This is a genomic window from Microbacterium sp. MDV22-iso44 (genome assembly GCF_058629135.1).
In genome coordinates this window covers 277510-296880 of the sequence record NZ_JBZVWS010000002.1, presented here as the reverse complement: position 1 = coordinate 296880, position 19371 = coordinate 277510, and the positions used below count along the sequence as shown (strand labels likewise).

Annotated in this window: 17 protein-coding genes and 1 tRNA gene; 12 read left to right on the top strand and 6 right to left on the bottom strand. The window is 69.5% G+C overall.

Annotation, left to right across the window (positions count from 1 at the left end):
* Positions 1-9: 9 nt before the first annotated feature.
* The 3 genes from AC4NN1_RS08160 to AC4NN1_RS08150 are packed head-to-tail and all read left to right on the top strand — an operon-like array spanning position 10 to position 4432.
* Positions 10-1572, top strand: coding sequence for an APC family permease (locus AC4NN1_RS08160; protein ID WP_491954993.1), 1563 nt, complete (start codon positions 10-12; stop codon positions 1570-1572).
* Positions 1569-3029, top strand: a complete 1461-nt coding sequence (locus tag AC4NN1_RS08155; protein ID WP_018186954.1) for an NAD-dependent succinate-semialdehyde dehydrogenase — start codon at positions 1569-1571, stop codon at positions 3027-3029. Before AC4NN1_RS08160 ends, AC4NN1_RS08155 begins: the two co-directional genes overlap by 4 nt.
* Positions 3030-3067: 38 nt before the next feature.
* Complete coding sequence (locus tag AC4NN1_RS08150; protein WP_116228244.1) at positions 3068-4432, top strand: NAD-dependent succinate-semialdehyde dehydrogenase; 1365 nt, start codon at positions 3068-3070, stop codon at positions 4430-4432.
* Between the two features lie 52 nt (positions 4433-4484).
* Here AC4NN1_RS08150 and AC4NN1_RS08145 read toward each other — a convergent pair whose 3' ends face one another.
* Together AC4NN1_RS08145 and AC4NN1_RS08140 are read right to left on the bottom strand one after the other, a co-directional pair.
* A complete protein-coding gene (locus AC4NN1_RS08145) occupies positions 4485-7283 on the bottom strand; it encodes a hypothetical protein (protein WP_491954992.1) in 2799 nt (932 codons plus the stop codon).
* Complete coding sequence (locus AC4NN1_RS08140) at positions 7280-9097, bottom strand: HSP90 family protein (protein WP_491954991.1); 1818 nt, start codon at positions 9095-9097, stop codon at positions 7280-7282. The genes AC4NN1_RS08145 and AC4NN1_RS08140 overlap by 4 nt, the downstream gene beginning before the upstream one ends.
* Positions 9098-9317: 220 nt before the next feature.
* Between AC4NN1_RS08140 and AC4NN1_RS08135 the strand changes: the two genes are divergently transcribed.
* The 9 genes from AC4NN1_RS08135 to AC4NN1_RS08095 all read left to right on the top strand — a co-directional run bounded on the left by AC4NN1_RS08135 (position 9318) and on the right by AC4NN1_RS08095 (position 15684).
* Positions 9318-9390: transfer RNA gene (locus AC4NN1_RS08135), tRNA-Trp, on the top strand.
* Positions 9391-9434: 44 nt separating this feature from the next.
* The gene (gene secE / locus AC4NN1_RS08130) at positions 9435-9701 is read left to right on the top strand and encodes a preprotein translocase subunit SecE (RefSeq protein WP_018186958.1); all 267 of its coding nucleotides are present in this window, start codon (positions 9435-9437) and stop codon (positions 9699-9701) included.
* 106 nt (positions 9702-9807) lie between these two features.
* Positions 9808-10815 (top strand): transcription termination/antitermination protein NusG, encoded by a 1008-nt coding sequence (nusG, locus tag AC4NN1_RS08125; protein WP_026302872.1) that lies wholly within the window; start codon positions 9808-9810, stop codon positions 10813-10815.
* Positions 10816-11001: 186 nt separating this feature from the next.
* Entirely contained in the window at positions 11002-11433 is a 432-nt protein-coding gene (gene rplK / locus AC4NN1_RS08120) for a 50S ribosomal protein L11 (protein ID WP_018186960.1), read from the top strand.
* A gap of 13 nt (positions 11434-11446) precedes the next feature.
* Complete coding sequence (gene rplA / locus AC4NN1_RS08115; RefSeq protein ID WP_018186961.1) at positions 11447-12136, top strand: 50S ribosomal protein L1; 690 nt, start codon at positions 11447-11449, stop codon at positions 12134-12136.
* A gap of 73 nt (positions 12137-12209) precedes the next feature.
* Positions 12210-13259 carry an NAD(P)H-dependent flavin oxidoreductase gene (locus tag AC4NN1_RS08110; protein ID WP_018186962.1) on the top strand — a complete coding sequence of 350 codons (1050 nt, stop codon included), beginning with the start codon at positions 12210-12212 and terminating at the stop codon, positions 13257-13259.
* Between the two features lie 110 nt (positions 13260-13369).
* Positions 13370-14167, top strand: a complete 798-nt coding sequence (locus AC4NN1_RS08105) for an amino acid ABC transporter substrate-binding protein (RefSeq protein ID WP_363457240.1) — start codon at positions 13370-13372, stop codon at positions 14165-14167.
* A gap of 76 nt (positions 14168-14243) precedes the next feature.
* A complete protein-coding gene (locus tag AC4NN1_RS08100) occupies positions 14244-14912 on the top strand; it encodes an amino acid ABC transporter permease (RefSeq protein WP_491954990.1) in 669 nt (222 codons plus the stop codon).
* On the top strand, positions 14899-15684 hold the full coding sequence (locus AC4NN1_RS08095; protein WP_491954989.1) for an amino acid ABC transporter ATP-binding protein: 786 nt from the start codon (positions 14899-14901) through the stop codon (positions 15682-15684). The genes AC4NN1_RS08100 and AC4NN1_RS08095 overlap by 14 nt, the downstream gene beginning before the upstream one ends.
* A 3-nt stretch (positions 15685-15687) precedes the next feature.
* On the opposite strand, the gene AC4NN1_RS08090 is transcribed toward AC4NN1_RS08095, so the two are convergent.
* From AC4NN1_RS08090 to AC4NN1_RS08075, 4 genes are all read right to left on the bottom strand, one after another.
* Entirely contained in the window at positions 15688-15966 is a 279-nt protein-coding gene (locus tag AC4NN1_RS08090) for an acylphosphatase (protein ID WP_018186966.1), read from the bottom strand.
* Positions 15966-16997 (bottom strand): NADP-dependent oxidoreductase, encoded by a 1032-nt coding sequence (locus AC4NN1_RS08085; RefSeq protein WP_491954988.1) that lies wholly within the window; start codon positions 16995-16997, stop codon positions 15966-15968. Before AC4NN1_RS08085 ends, AC4NN1_RS08090 begins: the two co-directional genes overlap by 1 nt.
* 140 nt (positions 16998-17137) lie before the next feature.
* Entirely contained in the window at positions 17138-17623 is a 486-nt protein-coding gene (locus AC4NN1_RS08080; RefSeq protein ID WP_336126269.1) for a MarR family winged helix-turn-helix transcriptional regulator, read from the bottom strand.
* Position 17624: 1 nt separating this feature from the next.
* Positions 17625-19310 carry an MDR family MFS transporter gene (locus tag AC4NN1_RS08075; RefSeq protein WP_336126270.1) on the bottom strand — a complete coding sequence of 562 codons (1686 nt, stop codon included), beginning with the start codon at positions 19308-19310 and terminating at the stop codon, positions 17625-17627.
* Positions 19311-19371: the final 61 nt, after the last annotated feature.

Below are 19371 nucleotides of genomic sequence, written 5' to 3'. Positions count from 1 at the left end.
AGCTCGACGATGAGCCAGCACGCAGCAGAGAAGGCCCCCGTCGCCGACGGCGGCCTCTCGAAGAAGGGCCTCAGCGCCGGGACGATCGGCCTCATCGGGGCTGTCGTCATCGGCATCTCCTGCATCGCGCCGGCGTACACGTTCACGGCCGCCGTGGGGCCGACGGCCTCCGTCGTGGGCTCGCAGATCCCGGCGATCATCCTCGTGGGGTTCATCCCCATGCTGCTGGTGGCCTTCGGCTACCGCGAACTGAACAACCGGATGCCGGATGCCGGGACGTCGTTCACGTGGGCCACCCGCGCCTTCGGTCCGTGGATCGGATGGATGGCCGGCTGGGGCCTCGTCGTCGCGACGATCCTCGTGCTGTCGAACCTCGCCGGAGTCGCGGTGGAGTTCCTCTTCCTCCTGATCTCTCAGATCACCGGCAACCCGGGGATCGCCGACCTGGCGTTCATCCTGCCGATCAACATCGGCGTCTGTCTGCTGTTCATGCTCGCCGCCACGTGGATCTCGTACCGCGACATGCAGACGACGCAGAAGCTTCAGTACGTCCTCGTCACGTTCCAGATCGCCGTGCTCGTCCTGTTCGCGGTCGTCGCGATCGTCCAGGCGGTCAGCGGCGGCGGATTCGACCCGCAACCGTTCGACCTCGAATGGTTCAACCCGTTCGCGGTGTCCTCGTTCGGTGCCTTCGCCGCCGGGCTTTCGCTGTCGATCTTCATCTTCTGGGGGTGGGACGTCACCCTGACGATGAACGAGGAGACGAAGGACCCCGAGCGTACGCCCGGTCGCGCCGCCACTGTCACGGTCATCACCATCGTCTCGCTGTACCTGCTGCTGGCGGTGGCGATGATCATGTTCGCCGGCGTCGGCACGGGGGAGCTCGGCCTCGGCAACGAGGACATCCAGGCGAACGTGTTCTTCTTCCTGTCCGATCCGGTGCTCGGGCCGCTGGCCTTCCTCGTCTCCCTCGCCGTGCTCACGAGCTCCGCGTCCTCGCTGCAGTCCACGTTCGTGGGACCCGCGCGGACGCTCCTGGCGATGGGGCACTACGGCGCACTGCCGCCCTCGTTCGCGAAGGTCAGCCCGCGGTTCTTCACGCCGGGTTACGCCACCGTCGTCTCCGCGATCGTGGCCTCCGCCTTCTACGCCGTGATGCGCATCGTCAGCGAGGACACGTTGTGGGACACGATCCTCACCCTCGGCATGATGATCTGCTTCTACTACGGCATCACGGCCTTCGCGTGCGTCTGGTACTTCCGCAAGCAGTGGTTCGACTCGGTGAGGAACGTGTTCTTCACGTTCCTCTTCCCGCTGATCGGCGGCCTGATCCTCGCGGTGCTGTTCGTGACGACCCTCGTCGACTCGATGGACCCCGCGTACGGGTCCGGTTCGCAGATCGCCGGCGTCGGGATCGTCTTCATCCTCGGCATGCTGATCATCGTCGTCGGGATCGTCACGATGATCTGGCAGTCGATCCGTCGTCCCGCGTTCTTCCGTGGCCAGACCCTGTCCCTCGACGCACCCCCCAGCGCGCGAAAGCTGCGCGCAGAAAGTGAGACCCTCCGATGACCTCCCGCGAATCCGACCTCCTGTCCCGCATCCCGAACCAGCTCTTCATCGGCGGGGAGTGGGTGGATGCCGAGGGCGGCAAGACGCTCGACGTGGTCGACCCGTCGACGGGCGAGGTCATCCGCAGCATCGCGGACGCGTCCCCGGCCGACGGCATCCGCGCCCTCGACGCCGCCGTCGCCGCGCAGGAGGCCTGGGCGGCGACCGCCCCGCGCCAGCGGAGCGAGATCCTCCGCCGGGCGTTCGACCTGGTGCAGGAGCGCAAGGAGGACCTCGCGCTCCTCATGACGCTCGAGATGGGCAAGCCGCTCGCCGAGTCCCGCGGCGAGGTCGCCTACGGCGGCGAGTTCCTCCGCTGGTTCAGCGAAGAAGCGGTCCGAATCTCGGGCCGGTACGGCATGAACCCCGAAGGGACCGGGCGCATCGTCGTCTCGCAGCGTCCCGTCGGGCCGTCGTTCTTCATCACCCCGTGGAACTTCCCGCTCGCGATGGCGACCCGCAAGATCGCCCCGGCGCTCGCCGCCGGCTGCACCGTCGTGATCAAGCCCGCCGAACTCACGCCTCTGACGACGCTGTTCTTCGTCGAACTGCTCGCCGAAGCCGGCGTCCCCGCCGGTGTCGTCAACGTCATCACCACGGCATCGTCGGGCGCGGTCTCCGGGCCGATCATCGCCGACCCGCGACTGCGGAAGCTGTCCTTCACCGGATCGACACCGGTGGGCCAGAAGCTCATCGCGCAGGCCGCCGAGGGTGTCCTCCGCGTCTCGATGGAACTCGGCGGCAACGCCCCATTCGTCGTGTTCGACGACGCCGACCTCGACAAGGCGGTGGACGGCGCCATGCTCGCGAAGTTCCGCAACATCGGCCAGGCCTGCACGGCGGCGAACCGCTTCATCGTGCACGAGTCGGTGGCCGCCGAGTTCTCGCGCCGCGTCGCCGACCGGGTCCGCGAGATGACCGTGGGTCGCGGTACCGAGGAGGGCGTGCAGATCGGACCCCTCATCGACGACCGTGCGGTGTCGAAGGCGAAGGACCTCGTCGGCGACGCCGTCGAGCGGGGGGCCCGCATCGTCGTCGGCGGCAACGCCCTGGAAGGACCCGGCACGTTCTACGAGCCGACCGTCGTCGAGGGCGTCGTCCCCGGCAGTGCGATCCTCCGCGAGGAGATCTTCGGGCCGGTCCTCGCCATCAGCACGTTCTCGGACGAGGACGAGGCCGTGCGCCTCGCGAACGACACCGAGTACGGCCTCGTCTCGTACGTCTTCACCCAGGACCTCGCCCGCGGGCACCGCATGATCGACCGCCTCGAGACGGGGATGATGGGGCTCAACGTCGGTGTCGTCTCGAACGCGGCAGCGCCCTTCGGCGGCGTGAAGCAGTCGGGCATCGGCCGCGAGGGTGGCCTCGAAGGCATCCACGAGTACCTGAACGTGAAGTACACCCTGATCCCGGCCTGACCGGATCCCCTGACCGACCGGAATCACTGGAGAGAATCATGAGCGACTACGCCGTCATCGACCCCGCCACCGGCGAGACCCACGCGACGTACCCCACCGCCACCGCCGACGAGGTGGAGCGCGCCCTCGGGGCCGCCGACGAGGCCGCCCGGGGGTGGGGGCGGACCTCAACTCCCACCGAGCGCGCCGACCTCCTGCGCCGTGCGGCGCAGCTGCACCGCGAGCGGCGCGAGGACCTCGCGAAGATCATCGTCCGCGAGATGGGCAAGCAGATCGACGGTGCCCTCGGCGAGGTCGACTTCGCCGCCGACATCACCGAGTACTACGCCGACCACATCGACGAGATCACCGCCGACGCGCCGATCCCGATCGAGGGGGAGGGGACCGCCGTCATCCGCAAGGCGCCCCTCGGCGTGCTGCTGGGCGTCATGCCGTGGAACTTCCCGTACTACCAGGTGGCCCGGTTCGCCGCCCCCAACATCGCGGTCGGCAACACGATCCTGCTCAAGCACGCACCGCAGTGTCCCGAGTCGGCGGCCGCCATCGAGGCGATCTACCGCGATGCGGGCTTCCCGGCGGGGGTCTACACGAACGTGTACCTCACGAACGAGCAGGCCGCCGACGTGATCGCGGACCCGCGTGTGCACGGTGCATCGGTGACGGGGTCGGAGCGCGCCGGCGCCGCCGTCGCCGAGGTCGCCGGACGCAACCTCAAGAAGGTCGCCCTCGAGCTCGGTGGCTCGGACCCGTTCATCGTGCTGTCGGCCGACGACATCGACGCGGTTGCGCAGGCCGCCGTCGACGCGCGTCTCGACAACACGGGCCAGTCCTGCAACGGCGCGAAGCGCTTCATCGTCGTCGACGGCCTGTACGACGCGTTCGTCGAGGCGTTCACAGCGAAGATGTCGGCGGCATCGGTGGGCGACCCGTGGAGCACCGACACCGTCCTCGGCCCGCTCTCGTCGGTCGCTGCGGCCGAGCGTCTCGAGAAGCAGATCCAGGATGCCGCGGCCCAGGGCGCGACGATCGTCACCGGCGGCACGCGCGACGGGGCGTTCTTCGCGCCGACCGTCCTGACGGACGTCACCCCCGAGATGGACGTCTACCGCGAGGAGCTGTTCGGTCCCGCCGGCGTCGTCTACCGCGTGGCCGATGAGGACGAGGCGGTCCGCGTCGCCAACGACACCCCGTTCGGCCTCGGGTCCTACGTCTACACGACCGACCCCGAGCAGGCGACCCGCGTCGCCGACCGGATCGAGGCGGGCATGGTCTACGTCAACCTCGTCCTCGCCGACGAGCCGGGCCTGCCCTTCGGCGGCATCAAGCGCAGCGGCACCGGCCGTGAGCTGGGCCTGCTGGCAGCCGACGAGTTCGTCAACAAGAAGCTCGTCCGCATCGGCTGAACGAGTGACGAGGGGCGGCATCCGATCGGATGCCGCCCCTCGTCGTTCCCGCTCAGGCCGAGGTCGTCGCGCGGACCTCCGCAGCGTCGCCGTGGCGACCGAGTCCCTCGTAGACGTCGCCGAGTTCCAGCGCCGCCTGCTGGCGGAGCGGCTCGTTCTCGCTCGCGGTCGCGTGTTCGATGGCGGCCCGGTAGAGCGGGACGGCATCGGCCGGTCGCTCCGCGCCGACGAGCAGCCGGGCGGCGAGGAGTTCCGACCCCGCGCCCGAGCCGGCGTCGCCGGCCTGAGCGAACCCGTCCGCGGCCTGGAGTGCGGTCGCGACCGCTTCGTCGGTGCGCTGGCGCGCGGCCAGCAGGCGGGCGCGGGTGTCGAGCACGTCGGCGACGTACCAGTGCGCCTCGTTGGCGCGACCGAGCGCCAGCGCCTGGTCGATGACGTCGAACGCGTCCTCGTCGCCGCGCTGCATCTTCGCCTGCGCGAGCAGGTGGAGCGCCTCGGCGTGCAGGCCGATCTGCTCCTCGCGGCCGGCGATCAGTGCGATGGCGGTGTCGAGCGCGATCACGGAGTCGTCGTACTCGCCGAAGTTGCCGAGGTGGCGGCCCTGCGCCACCAGCGCGAAGGCCTGGCCCTCGGCCTCGCCCGCCTCTTCGTGGAGGTCGGCGGCGAAGCCCCACGCTCCGACGGCGTTCCCGAAGTCGCGGGCGCCCTCGTAGGCCCGGGCAAGAAGCCCCACCGTGATCGCGCGCGATCCGGCGGGCACCTCAGCGGCGGTCTCGTCCGAGAGGACCTGGTGGAGCGCGTCGACCGCCTCCTCCGGCATCCCGGCGGAGATCATGGCCCGGCCCAGCCGGTACCGCGGATCGGCCGTGGGAGCACCCGCGGATTCGAAACGCTCGACGGCGGATCGGTAGCGACCCGCGGCGAGGGAAGCGGCTCCCGCATCCTCGTGCAGGGCGCCGGCCAGGACGAAGGCCTCGCCGACGCGCAGGTCGTCCGCGCCCAGCGAGAGGAGCAGTCTCACCGCTTCGTCTGCGGCGGCCGCGCCCTCGGCGAACTCCTCGGCCACGCCGTGCAGGCGGGCCTTCGCCGCGAGAGCCCGCGCCCGACGGCCGTCGCTGATCGGTTCCGAGAGCAGTGCGTCCAGATCGGCCCGGGCATCGTCGAAGAGCGACGCGGATGCCGCGGCGTCGACCGCGAGCAGTCGCACGCCCTGCGCGCGCACCGCGTCGCCGGCCTCGAGAAACAGGCGCACGCCCTCGCGCGCGTCGTCGCGGGCCTCTGCGAACGATCCCTCGTACATCTTCGCGACCGCCAGCGTCGCGACCAGGTCGGCCCGGACCGCGGGGGGAGCGCCGACAGCGGCGGCCGCCTCGGCTCGGAGGGCGTCGCCGGCCTCCGCCAGATCCTTCCCGAAGAGGACCAGGCCGAGGCGGTCCTCGAGATCGGCCTGCTCGGCGTGGCCGGCAGCGCGCAGGATGGCCAGGCGCTCGGGGAGGAACGCCTCGGCCTCGTCGATCCGATCGGTGGCGACGAGGCCGCCCAGCAGGTGGGACGACAGTGTCACGCGCTCAGCGGGATCGGCATCCGTCAACAGGTCGCGGAGCGGGTCGATCGCGGCGGACGAGCCGGCGTGTGCGAGCGCGACGGCGCGCGCGACCCGGTCCTCCCGCGTGAGGACGGGAGCTGCCGCGACCACCGTCGAGAAGTCATGCGAGCGGATCGGCACGTCGTAGCGCTCCGTGCCGATCTCGCGCAGGCGCTCGAGGTTCCGGGTGTGGGCATCCGTGCCGTTGCGGCGGTCGAAGGCGTCGGCGATCGAGCCCGCGGCGGCCCAGGCGGCAGACGCGAGGTCGTCGACGCGCCACGGGCCGTCGTGTTCGCCGAAGACGGGGACCAGGTTCTCCGCGCCCGACCCGCGGACGGTGAGCTCCGGGTGGCCGGCCGCAGCGACGGCGTCGAGGGCCAGTGCGAACGCACCGAGGGCCGTGCCGTGTCCGTCGGCATCGAGACCGTCGTGGACGAGCCACGGCAGGTGGCGCTCGACGAGGGCGAGGGCGCGCGCCTCGTTGCCGGTGACGGCGCAGAACACGACGTTCTTCGCGACGATCGCGAGGTTGTCGGGGTTGTCCTTCGCGATGCGGTAGCTGCGCAGGTGCGCGGTTCGGGCCTCGTCGAGCATCCCCGCGTGCAGGTAGGGGAGGAGGATGCGCGCCAGCGCGTGCTCGGGCTCTTCGCCGCACGAGAAGCCGTTCTCGATCATCTCGCCGACGAGACGGATGGCGTCCTCCTCGCGGCCGGTCTCGATGAAGAACCCGGCGAACTGGCTGCGCACGCACGCGTCGCAGTGGCTGTAGTCGTCGCGGGGGGTCGCCTCGAGCGTCCGCTGCAGCTCCGTCGCCTCGTCGATGCGCCCCGCGGCCCAGGCATCCTCGAATCGGGCCATGAGCACCCCGCTGGGACCGACGCCCGCGCGCTGATAGTGGGCTTCCATGTCGTCGAGCACGGCGGCGATCTGCTCGGAGGGGAACTCCGGCGAGTTGCCGAGGGCGCTCGCCATCCACTTGTACTGCCACAGCACGTCGCCGGCGCCGTCGACCTCGGCGGGGAACCGCTCCGGGTCGGCGTCGTGGTGGGCCAGGCACCACGCGAACGACGTCAGCATGAGGTCGGTGTCGCCGCCCATGTTGGCGCTCGAGGTCTGTCGCAGGCGGGCCTCGTACTCCAGGCGCTCGTCGCCGCTCTCCTGGGCCAGCGCGACCGCCTGTGCGACGAGGGCCTGCTCCTGCGGGCCCCACGGGGTGTTGTCGATCTCGTCGAAGAGGGATCGGATGCGGGTGGCATAGCCGGTCATGAGGCTCCTTCTGTCGCGGGCGGGATGTCGGTGTCGATCGCGCGGTCGACCAGCTCCGAGAGTGCGGTCGACATCATCGTGCGGTCGCGGGGTCCGAGGGGGTGGTGGCCCGCGAGCAGCGACTGCACGTACAGCAGCTGCACGCTCAGGTCGAACACGCGACCCGCCGGGGTCGCGGCGAGCTTGCGGATCACCGGGTTCGTCCAGTTGAGGCAGAGTCGCGCGGCAGGCTCCTCCGCCCCGCGGCCCGACACGACGCTCGCGGCCCGGTCGAGGACGCCGCCCCACAGGGCTCCACCGGCGCTGCGTGCCCGGCCGCGATCGAGTGCGCGCAGGACTTCGGGGTCGGCGACGAACAGCCCCGGGAGCTCCGGACGCTCGAAGGTGCGGACGGCGACGTCCACGTCCTTGAGTGCGGCCCGGGCCCGGTCTTCGAGAGCGGTCGCCGCAGCGCGGTCGTCGAGCGGCGCCAGATCGAGACGGTCGATCTCGCCGACGACGTCGACGCGCTCCACCTCGACACCGGGGAACAGCTCCGGGATGCGGCGGACGAGGTCCGCGTCGTAGAGGTAGCCGCCGTTGACGAGGATGCCGCCGGCAGAGGTCATGCTGGCGACCTGGCGGAACTCGTCGACGCTCTCGGCATAGCGCACCAGCGGGAAGCGGCGGGCGATCTCCTCGATGCGCAGCCGCCCGGCGGTCGTGTCGACCGACAGCCACCGCACGATGAACCGGGCGAGTTCGTCGTCGTGGCGAACGAGCGATTTGAGGGCCACCTCGTGGATCGACACGAACTGCGACAGCCGCAGGGGGTCCTGCAGCGCTGCGTCGAGGATCCAGCGGCGGATCGCCTCGCCTATCTCCTGCCGGGTCTGCTCGAGCGCGTCGTCGTCGACGAGCGACTCCCGACTCGCGGTCGGGTGCAGGGAGCCGGAGTCGACGACGGCCCGGGCGAAGAACGCCCAGGCGGGCAGCAGCTCGTCGGCGCGCTCGGTCAGCAGCATCCGCCGCAGGTAGACACGGGTGCTCTGACGTGCCGTCGGGGGAGGGGCGAAGGGCAGGACGAAGGCCACGCCCCGCGTCTGCGTTCCCGGCACGTGCAGCGGGATGACGTCGAGAGGCTCGGCGCCGATGAGCTCGCGGCCGTAGGCGAGCTGTCGCTCCATGTCGCCGTCGAGGAAGGGCGCCGGTTCGGTCACGGTCGTCTCGCCGCCGCCGGGAAGGTCGACGACCACCGTGTGCGGCAGGTACCGGCCGAACGTCTCGGCGAGTTCCATGACGGTGCTCGTGCCGAGGAGCGCTCGGGTGTCGGCGCGCGGAGTCAGGTGCACGCTCGTTCCGACCGGGATGTCCTGGGCGTACGCCGCGACCGTGAAGGTGCCGTCCGAGTGGCCGGTCCACTCGACGGCAGCCGATCCGGCGGCGCTCCGTGAGCGGATGACGATCGTGTCGCACACCATGAAGCACGACAGCATCCCGATGCCGAACTGCCCCAGGAAGTCGCCGCGCGGCAGATCGAAGATGTCACGTTTCGAGCTGCGTCCCACTGTCGCGAGCAGGTCCGCGACCTCGGTCTCGGTGAGACCCACGCCGTCGTCGCGCATCACGAACTCCGTCGACCCGTCGCTGACGGGCGTGATGCGGATGCGGCCGCCGCCCCCGTCGAGCGCCCGTCGCGCCGCGATCGCGTCGACGGCGTTCTGGAGCAGTTCGCGCAGGAACACCCGCGGGCTCGAGTAGATGTGGCGGCTCAGCAGGTCGATGACTCCGCGGAGGTCGACCTGGAACTGTTGGGCGGCAGTACTGTCGGTCACCGCGCTCCTCGGTAGTCGTCGTTCGTCCGATGCCGCACCCCCCGATGCACCGGCTGCGGGACGGCCGGTCAAGCCTACCGACGGCGCCCGACGGCGACGAGGGATGCCGCGCGTTCGCCACCCTCCGAGCCATGCCGTATGCTTGTCCACGCAGTTGTCTGCATTCTTTTGCCGTGCCCATGGGCCCGGCAGGATGCGGATTCCCGGGTCGCAAGACCTTAGGGCGGTAGCTCAATTGGCAGAGCAGCGGTCTCCAAAACCGCAGGTTGCAGGTTCGATTCCTGTCCGCCCTGCGCGTCAGCGTCAGCTGACTCGAACCGAGCAACAGGTGGGTTGAATGGTCCAGGATGAGCCGAACGGCGAGGTCGTCGCTGCCAGCAGCGGCGCCACCCGTGAGAAGAAGCTCAACTTCTTCCAGCGAATCGCCCTCTTCATCCGCCAGGTGGTCGCCGAGCTTCGCAAGGTCGTCACGCCGACTCGCCAGGAGCTGGTCAAGTTCACGCTCGTCGTCCTGGGCTTCGTCGTGGTGGTGATGGCCATCGTGTACGGCCTCGACCTGCTCTTCACCTGGGTCGTCGACGTCGTCTTCGGCGTACCGAGCTGACGACCGGACGACCATCCGTCGCGGTGACGGGCGGCATCCCGGGCAACCGGACGCACCCGCTGTCGCCGCTGAACATCGAAGCCGAACCTGCAGGGAAGTGAATCACGTGACCGAGAGATATGTGGACGACGCCGACTGGTCGACCGCCGCAGAGCAGTCCAGCGAGGACGACGAAGCCCAGGAGGGCAACGTCCTGGCGAGCCAGGAGCGTTCCGCCGAGTCCGCCGAGCACGCCGCCCTGCACATCGAGGATGACGAGCCCGTCGAGGACGAGCCGACCGGAGAGGATGCCGTCGTGATCGAAGACCCCGAGGCAGACCGCATCGTCAACGACGCGCTCGAGATCGACCAGGCCGACGAGGCCGAGGCCGCCGCCGAGGTGCTCACCGAGTCACTCGCCGACGAAGAGGAAGAGCGCGCCGCGGCAGCCGCCGACGAGGTGGCTCCGTACGACGGTCCCGAGCTCGGCGACGACGAGGACGAGACCTCCGACGACCCGTACGAGGCGTTCCGCCAGGAGCTCCGCTCCCTCGAGGGCAAGTGGTACGTCATCCACTCCTACGCCGGCTTCGAGCGCAAGGTGAAGGCCAACATCGAGCAGCGCAAGTCCACGCTCGAGGTCGAGGACGACATCTACCAGGTCGAGGTCCCCATGGAGGACGTCGTCGAGATCAAGAACGGCCAGCGCAAGATGGTCAACCGCGTGCGGATCCCCGGCTACGTGCTGGTCCGCATGGAGCTCAATGAGGACACCTGGTCCGTCGTGCGTCACACCCCCGGTGTCACCGGCTTCGTGGGCAACGCCCACAACCCGACGCCGCTGCGTTTCGAAGAGGCCTTCAACATGCTGAAGCCGCTCGTCGAGGCCAAGGAGGTCGCGCCTGCCAAGGGTGGCGCCGCCACGAAGGGCTCCGCCACGCAGGCCCGCTCGGTCATCACCGAGGTCGACTTCGAGATCGGCGAGACCATCACGATCAAGGAGGGTTCGTTCGCGGGCCTGCCCGGATCGATCTCCGAGATCAAGCCCGAGAGCGGCAAGCTCACCGTCCTCGTCTCGCTCTTCGAGCGCGAGACGCCGGTCGAGCTGTCGTTCGATCAGGTCACCAAGCAGTAAGCGCAGCATCGCGCGATGCGAGGGCCCCGCTCCGGCGGGGCCTTCGTCATGCCGGGGGATGCTGGATGCGGTAGACTCATGTGGTTTGTGCGCCGTTTCGTCGTGCGCGCAGACATCACCACGACCCGGATCCGCCGGGACCGTGGGAGAACGAGGCATCCGCCTCGCTCGTGAAAGGAAGAGGAAATGGCACCGAAGAAGAAGGTGACCGGCCTGATCAAGCTTCAGATCAACGCCGGTGCAGCCAACCCGGCGCCGCCGATCGGCCCCGCGCTCGGTCAGCATGGCGTCAACATCATGGAGTTCTGCAAGGCGTACAACGCCGCGACCGAGTCGCAGCGCGGCAACGTCATCCCCGTCGAGATCACCGTCTACGAGGACCGCAGCTTCACGTTCATCCTGAAGACCCCGCCCGCCGCGGAGCTCATCAAGAAGGCCGCCGGTGTGGCCAAGGGTTCTGCGACCCCGCACACCACCAAGGTCGCGAAGCTCACCAAGGATCAGGTTCGCCAGATCGCCGAGACGAAGATGCCCGACCTGAACGCCAACGACATCGAGGCCGCCTCGCTGATCATCGCCGGCACCGCCCGTTCCATGGGCATCACGGTCGAGAGCTGAGGGGAACAGAACAATGGCTAAGTCCAAGGCTTACGAAGCAGCAGCGGCCAAGATCGACCGCTCCACGTTCTACTCCTCCGAGCAGGCTGTCGCCCTCGCCAAGGAGACCGGTTCGGCCAAGTTCGACTCGACCGTCGAGGTCGCGCTGAAGCTCGCCGTCGACCCGCGCAAGGCGGACCAGATGGTCCGTGGCACGGTCATCCTGCCCCACGGCACCGGCAAGACCGCCCGCGTCATCGTGTTCGCGACCGGTCCCGCCGCTGAAGCCGCTCTCGCCGCTGGTGCGGACGAGGTCGGTGGCGCCGAGCTCATCGAGAAGGTCGCCGGTGGCTACACCGCGTTCGACTCGGCAGTCTCGACCCCCGAGCTCATGGGCCAGGTCGGTCGCCTCGGAAAGGTCCTCGGACCCCGTGGCCTCATGCCGAACCCGAAGACCGGCACCGTGACCCCCAACCCGGCCAAGGCCGTCGAGGAGATCAAGGGCGGAAAGATCGAGTTCCGCGTCGACAAGCACGCCAACGTGCACTTCGTCGTCGGCAAGGCGTCCTTCTCGGAGGACCAGCTCAACGAGAACTTCAACGCCGCTCTCGAAGAGATCGTGCGTCTGAAGCCCTCGAGCTCGAAGGGCCGTTACATCCAGAAGGGCGCCATCTCGACCACGTTCGGTCCTGGCATCCCGCTGGACGTCAACGCTCTCGTCTGAGTCGTCCAGACAGTAAGGGGCTCCACCTCCGGGTGGGGCCCCTTCGTCGTTCCCGCCTTGATAGCGTCGTCGCGTGACCCGCGACATCCCGACGCTGTTCGGCATCGACGCCCCCATCGTGCTCGGGCCGTTCGGCGGTCTGTCCTCGGTCGCGCTGACCGCGGCAGTCAGCGACGCCGGAGGTCTCGGCTCGTTCGGGCTCTACGGCTACTCCGGCGCCCGCATCCGCGAGACGGCGTCCGCTCTCCGCGCCGCGACGAACCGCCCGTTCGCACTGAACCTCTGGCTCCCGACGGGTGACGAGGTCTCGCCCGCTGAGACGGACCTCGATGCCGCCCGGGTCGCCGTGGCGCCGCTTCTGGCGGCGGCGGGTGCGGCGGCGCCCGTCCTCCCCGATACCTTCCTCCCCGACCTCGGCGAGCAGCTCGAGGCCGTGTGGGATGCCGCCCCCGCAGTGCTCAGCGTCGTGTTCGGCGTGCCGGCGGCCGAGATCGTCGACGAGGCGCATCGCCGCGGCATCCGTGTCGTGGGAACCGCCACCTCGGTCGCCGAGGCCGCCGCGCTGGCGGAGGGGGGAGTGGATGCGGTCGTCGCCAGCGGCGCGGAAGCCGCCGGTCACCGGGTGAGCTTCCTGCGCCGGGCGGAGGAATCGCTCGTCGGCACGTTCGCGCTCGTGCCGCAGGTGGTGGACGCTGTGGACGTACCCGTCATCGCGGCCGGCGGCGTCGCCGACCGACGGGGCGTCGCGGCCGCGTTCGCGCTCGGTGCGGCCGGCGTCCAGGTGGGGAGCGCGTTCCTGCAGACGCGGCAGTCTGCGGCCTCCGACGCGCATCGGACGGCGCTGCGCGCAGCGGCCGATACGGACACCGTGCTGACGCGGGCGATGAGCGGGCGGTTGGCCCGCGGCATCCCGAATCGGGCCGTCCGGACCATCGAGGCTGCGGGCGCGATCGCACCCTTCCCGGCACAGAACTGGCTGACGGCCGCGTTCCGCACCGCTGCGCCTCACGACGCGGACCTCATCTCGCTCTGGGCCGGTCAGGCCGCGGGGTTGTCGCACCGGGGTGACGTGGGCGAGGTCTTCGCCGAACTCGCCGCGGGGCTTCCGCCGGCATCCCGCTGACACAGACCGTCACCTGCGGGAATCATCCACGCGGATGCGTGTTGTACTGAGGGGCCTGCGCGGGCCACAGCCTTCGCGCGCCTTCCCCTTCCCCCTCACCAAGGAGACCCATGTCCCGTCGTCGTACCGCCGCACTCGGAGCCCTCGCCCTCAGCGCCGTCCTGGCGCTGACCGCCTGCTCCTCGAGCTCGAACGGGACGGACGCCGCAGGCGACGACCTCGGTCTCGCCAAGGGCGGCACGCTGACGGTCGCCACCGAGGGCACGTACCGCCCGTTCACGTACCACGACGAGAGCGGCAAGCTCGTCGGCTACGACGTCGAGATCATCGAGGCGGTCGCGAAGAAGCTCGACCTGAACATCGAGTTCCAGGAGACCCAGTGGGACGGCATCTTCGCCGGTCTCGATGCGGGTCGCGTCGACGTGATCGCCAACCAGGTCTCGATCAACCCGGAGCGCGAAGCGAAGTACCTCTTCAGTGAGCCGTACACGGTGTCGCCGAGCGTCGTGGTCGTCAAGGACAGCGACGACTCGATCTCGAGCTTCGCCGACCTCAAGGGCAAGAAGACCGCGCAGTCGCTCACGAGCAACTTCTTCACGCTCGCCGAGGAGGCCGGCGCCGACGTCACCCCGATCGAGGGTTGGGCGCAGGCCGTCGAGCTGCTGCGTCAGGACCGCGTCGAGGCGACCGTCAATGACAAGCTGACGTTCCTCGACTACGAGAAGACCGACGGTCCGACCGGCCTCAAGATCGCCGCCGAGACCGATCCCGCCGAGACCGCCGTCGTCACGACGAAGGACAAGAAGGCGCTCATCGAGAAGATCGACGGCGCGCTGGACGACCTGCGCGAAGATGGAACCCTCGCGAAGATCAGCGAGAAGTACTTCGGAGCCGACGTCACCGAGTGACACCCGTCCCGACGGGCTCGGCGCGGCGCGGTGACGCGACCGCCGAGCCCGTTCCCCGTTCTGCGAAAGGATGCCGGTGGACACCGACACATGGCAGCTGATCCTGACCTCGTTCTGGCCGATGTTCAGCGCCGGGATCACGGCCACGATCCCGCTCGCCCTGATCTCGTTCGTGATCGGGCTGCTCCTCGCGATCACCGCCGCCCTCATGCGGATCTCGGGCAACCGGATCCTGTCGGGGATCGCTCGTGTCTACATCTCCGCCATCCGCGGCACGCCGCTGCTCGTGCAGATCTTCGTGATCTTCTACGGTCTGCCGCAGATCGGCGTGCGGATCGATGCGTACCTCGCGGCGGTCATCGCCCTGTCGCTGAACGTGGGCGGATATGCCGCCGAGGTCGTCCGGGCGGCGATCCTGTCGGTGCCGAAGGGGCAGTGGGAGGCCGGCTTCACCGTCGGACTCTCGCGGGCCACGGCGCTGCGGCGGATCATCCTCCCGCAGGCGGCCCGCGTGTCGGTGCCGCCGCTGTCGAACACGTTCATCTCACTCGTGAAGGACACGTCGCTGGTCGCCCAGATCACCGTCGCGGAGCTTTTCCTCGCGGCGCAGCGCATCGCCGCGTTCAGTTCTGAGTTCCTCGTCGTCTACATCGAGGCGGCCTTCATCTACTGGCTCTTCTGCCTCGTCCTGTCCTTCGGCCAGGACCGCATCGAACGGAGGCTCGACCGCCGTGTCGCACACTGACGCACCCCTTCTCGCCGTCACCGGGCTCCGCAAGTCGTTCGGGGAGAACGTCGTCCTCGACGGCGTCGACTTCTCCGTCGCGCCCGGGCAGGTCGTCTGCCTGATCGGCCCCAGCGGTTCGGGCAAGACGACGGTCCTCCGCTGCCTCAACGGCCTCGAGACGCCCGACGCCGGTGTCGTCGCCTTCTCCGACGGTCAGCGTCACGACTTCGCACAGCCTCTGAAGGGCCGTGCGGCCAAGCTCGACCGCGCGGCCCTTCGCGACCGGTCCGCCATGGTGTTCCAGCAGAACAACCTGTTCCCGCATCTCACCGTGCTCGAGAACGTGATCGAAGGTCCCGTGCACGCCCACGGTGCGTCGAAGGATGCCGCGACCGCCGAGGCCGAGCGGTTGCTGGGTCGCGTGGGACTCGCCGAGAAGCGCGATGCGTACCCGCACGAGCTCTCCGGCGGTCAGCAGCAGCGTGTCGGCATCGTCCGGGCGCTCGCCCTCGCGCCCGACGTGCTCCTGTTCGACGAGCCGACGAGCGCGCTCGACCCCGAGCTGGTCGGCGAGGTGCTCCTCGTCCTGAAGGAGCTCGCCGAGGAGGGGTGGACGATGGTCATCGTCACGCACGAGCTGGCCTTCGCGCGGCAGGTCGCGGACGAGGTCGTGTTCTTCGACGACGGCGTCATCGTCGAGCGCGGGCACCCGCGCGACATCTTCACCGCGCCGACGAACGAGCGCACGCGGCGATTCCTCGACCGCATCCTGCGTCCACTCGAGGACTGAGCCTCAGGCGTCGCGCCGGATCTCAAACCCGTCCTCGTCCGTGACCGGCGTCAGCTCGGTCATCGCGACGTGGTCCACGACCGCTCCGCGCGGGCCGGTCGCCGCCCACTCCACCACGGACTCGACGGCGGCGGCATCCCCCTGCACCTCGGCTTCGACGGAGCCGCCTGCGAGGTTCCTGACCCATCCCGTCGCGCCCGCGCCGCGAGCGATGTGCTGCAGGGAGTAGCGGAACCCGACGCCCTGGACGATGCCGCGGACGACCAGACGGATGCGCCGCATCACGCCTCCGTCACGCTGAGGACGACTTTGCCGCGAACGTGACCCCGCTCGACCTCGCGATGCGCGTCCGCGGCGTGGGCGAGGTCGAAGACCTTGTCGATGTAGACCTGGATCGCGCCCGAGTCGAGCAGCCGACCGAGCGTCGCCAGCACCGACCCGTCGGGCACGACCTTGTACGTCGTCGCGCGCACGCCGGCCGAGGCGGCGGCATCCGCGTAGCCGTCCCATCCGCCCGTCGGGACCATGATGTACAGGCCCCCGGGTCGCAGGACGCCGAGAGAGCGGGCGCCCGTGTCATCGTGGGCGTTGCCGACGAGGTCGATCACGACGTCCACGTCGCCGACCACGTCCTCGAACCGCGTCGTCGCGTAATCGATGGCGACCGACGCCCCGAGTTCACGCAGCCACCCGAGGTTGCCGTCTGATCCCGTCGCGGTCACATGGGCTCCGAAGTAGGCGGCCAGCTGCACGGCGAAGTGGCCGACTCCGCCGGAGCCTGCGTGGATGAGCACCCGCTGGCCCTCATGCGCGTGAGCTGTCTCGACGACCAGCCCCCAGGCCGTCAACGCGGCCAGGGGTACCCCCGCGGCCTCGACGTGCGACAGTGACGCGGGTTTGCGTGCGACGGAGAGCGTCGGCACGACAACGTACTCGGCGTAGGTGCCGCCCGACCGCGGGAACGGGACCATGCCGAAGACCTGATCACCCGGTTGCAGGGGGTGAGCTTCGAAGGGGCTCTTCACGACGATGCCGCTGAAGTCGAACCCGAGGGTCGAGGGGTATTCCGGGATCTGCCCCGAGACACCCCGGCCGGAACGCGTCTTCGCATCGATGGGGTTCGCGCCGGCCGCGACCACGCGCACGAGGAGCTCGCTGAGCGCAGGCTCGGGGACCGGGATGTCGGCTTCGCGCAGGACCCCGGCCTCGCCAGGGCCGTCGTAGACGACGGCGCGCATGGCAGCGGGTGGTGCGGTCACCTCCACGACGTCGCTCGCGGTGGGGGCTGCGGATCGCAGTGGCCGGAATCGCATCGGCGGCTCCTTCTCACCAGCGCTCGTCGGCGGGCGCTCTAGGTGCTCGGTGGGTGACCAGTCAACCTCGCCATTGTCTCGGCGGTGTTACGTCGGCATCACCGGGGCAAGAAGCCCGGCTCGAGGCCCCCGGCGGCGCCCTAAGAGAGTGATCTGCCGTCGGGCCGTGACCCGGCGACCAGGGCGTGCAGGAGGTGCGCGAGGTTCTCGATGTCCTCGACGCGCCAGTCACTGAGGGCCTCGAGCAGCGCGCCCTCCTGCGGGCCGCGGGCATCCGCGAGACGCTGGTGCCCGTGCGCCGTGGCGGACAGGAGGCTCGAGCGACCGTCGGTCGGGTCGGGGGTGCGCTCGATGAGGTCCAGATCGGCCAGCTCCCGGACGGTGCGACTCAGCTGGCCCTTGTCGACGGCGAGCATCTCGGCGAGAGCGGACTGCGTCACCGGCTCGTGCCGCGCGATCGTCGTGAAGACCTTGTACGCACCCGGCAGCATGCCGGGGCTCACCCGGTTCGCGTTCTCGGTGATCCGGCGGCGGAACAAGGCGATCAGATCACTGAACTCGCCCTCGAGGGCGCGCACCGCCAGGGTGCGCGCCTCTCGATCGGACTGCGTAGACATCTCGGCCATATTATCGGCGGGGCGTCGCCTCGGCCTCGGAGCGAGCATCGGTGTCGACCTCGGAACCGGTGACGGGCACGGTGCCGGTGGCGGTGATGCTGTCCATCGCGGCGGGGACCGAGACGGTCGCGAGGTCCGCCTCCGAGGCGTTGCGACGCTCCGAAGTGGTCATCGTGCTGAGCGACCGGTTCGGCAGGAAGATCACCGCGAGGATGCTCAGGATGCCGAAGGGCACCGCGATCAGGAATGCGGACGAGATCCCCTGGGCGTAGATGTCCTCGACGATGACGCGGAGCTGGTCAGGCATCTCCGAGACACGGGGGAGCGTTCCCGAGCTGAGCTGCTTTCCCCACGTCGCGCCGGCCGGGCCGATCGCGGTGAGCGCCGCGACGACACGCTCGTGAGAGCCCGCGAACAGGTCGGCGACCCGCGAGGCGAGCGCGGCGCCCATGAGCGAGACGCCGATCGTGCCGCCGAGGCTGCGGAAGAAGGTGACTCCCGAGCTCGCGACGCCGATCTCGCTCGGCTTCGCGCTGTTCTGGACGGCCAGGACGAGGTTCTGCATCGTCATGCCGACACCGGCACCGAGAAGGAACATGTACACCGACACGAGGAAGAAGTCCGTGTCGTAGTGGATGGTCGACAGGAGGGCGGCGCCCGCGGTCAGCAGGATGCTGCCCACCACGAGGTACGGCTTCCAGTGTCCGTAGCGGGTGATGAGGGCTCCGACGCCGATGGAGGAGAGCAGCAGCCCTGCGATCATCGGGATCGTCATGAGGCCCGCCTCGGTCGGGGTCGCGCCGCGGGCCATCTGCATGTACTGGCCGAGGAAGACCGATGCGCCGAACATCGCGATGCCGGTGGCGATCGAGGCGACCACAGCGAGGGTGAACGTGCGGTCGCGGAACAGGGTCAGCGGGACGAGGGGCTCCGAGCTGCGGAGCTCGACGATGACGAACAGGATTGCGGCCAGGACGGCGCCGCCGACCATGAGGACCGTCTCCGTGCTCCACCAGTCGTAGCTGCGGCCCGCGTTGGTGACCCAGATGAGAAGGAGCGAGACGGCGGTCGAGAGGAGGACGATGCCGATGTAGTCGATCTTCGGTCGGCGCGTCGACGGGGCGGAGGCGGGGATCGTGCGCTGCACCAAGAGGAGAGCGGCGACGGCGACGGGGAGCGAGACGAAGAAGTTCCAGCGCCAGCCGAAACCATCGGTGATGACACCGCCCAGGAGCGGACCGCCGACCGTGGCGACGGCCATGACGGCTCCGAACAGGCCCATGTAGCGTCCGCGCTCGCGCGGGCTGATGATGTCGGCCATCAGCACCTGGCTGAGGGCGGCGAGGCCACCGGCGCCGACGCCCTGCGCGGCGCGGAAGGCGATGAGCGTGCCGGGGTCCTGCGCGAATCCGGCGGCGGCGGTCGCCAGCACGAAGATCACGAGGGCGATCTGGTAGAGCGTCTTGCGGCCCATGAGGTCGGCGAGCTTGCCCCAGATCGGGGTCGAGATCGCGGTGGTGAGGAGGGTGGCGGTGACGACCCAGGTGTAGGCGCCCTGGTCGCCGTTCAGGTCGTGGATGATCACCGGAAGGGAGGTCGATACGACGGTCGAGGCGATCATCGAGACGAACATGCCGAGAAGAAGGCCCGACAGCGGGACGAGCACCCGACGCCGGGTCGGAGTGGTGGTGGTCATGTACAGCTCCAGATGGTTGACTCACATCAAAGATTGAGAGAAGTCAACTATATGTTGATGC

Excerpts from the sequence above, each read along its gene's own strand:
- AC4NN1_RS08075 (WP_336126270.1), bottom strand. The coding sequence starts at position 19,310 with ATGACCACCACCACTCCGACCCGGCGTCGGGTGCTCGTCCCGCTGTCG.
- AC4NN1_RS08080 (WP_336126269.1), bottom strand. The coding sequence starts at position 17,623 with ATGGCCGAGATGTCTACGCAGTCCGATCGAGAGGCGCGCACCCTGGCG.
- AC4NN1_RS08085 (WP_491954988.1), bottom strand. The coding sequence starts at position 16,997 with ATGCGATTCCGGCCACTGCGATCCGCAGCCCCCACCGCGAGCGACGTC.
- rplA (WP_018186961.1), top strand. The coding sequence starts at position 11,447 with ATGGCTAAGTCCAAGGCTTACGAAGCAGCAGCGGCCAAGATCGACCGC.
- AC4NN1_RS08145 (WP_491954992.1), bottom strand. The coding sequence starts at position 7,283 with ATGACCGGCTATGCCACCCGCATCCGATCCCTCTTCGACGAGATCGAC.
- AC4NN1_RS08105 (WP_363457240.1), top strand. The coding sequence starts at position 13,370 with ATGTCCCGTCGTCGTACCGCCGCACTCGGAGCCCTCGCCCTCAGCGCC.
- AC4NN1_RS08155 (WP_018186954.1), top strand. The coding sequence starts at position 1,569 with ATGACCTCCCGCGAATCCGACCTCCTGTCCCGCATCCCGAACCAGCTC.
- AC4NN1_RS08090 (WP_018186966.1), bottom strand. The coding sequence starts at position 15,966 with ATGCGGCGCATCCGTCTGGTCGTCCGCGGCATCGTCCAGGGCGTCGGG.
- AC4NN1_RS08150 (WP_116228244.1), top strand. The coding sequence starts at position 3,068 with ATGAGCGACTACGCCGTCATCGACCCCGCCACCGGCGAGACCCACGCG.
- AC4NN1_RS08160 (WP_491954993.1), top strand. The coding sequence starts at position 10 with ATGAGCCAGCACGCAGCAGAGAAGGCCCCCGTCGCCGACGGCGGCCTC.
- rplK (WP_018186960.1), top strand. The coding sequence starts at position 11,002 with ATGGCACCGAAGAAGAAGGTGACCGGCCTGATCAAGCTTCAGATCAAC.
- secE (WP_018186958.1), top strand. The coding sequence starts at position 9,435 with ATGGTCCAGGATGAGCCGAACGGCGAGGTCGTCGCTGCCAGCAGCGGC.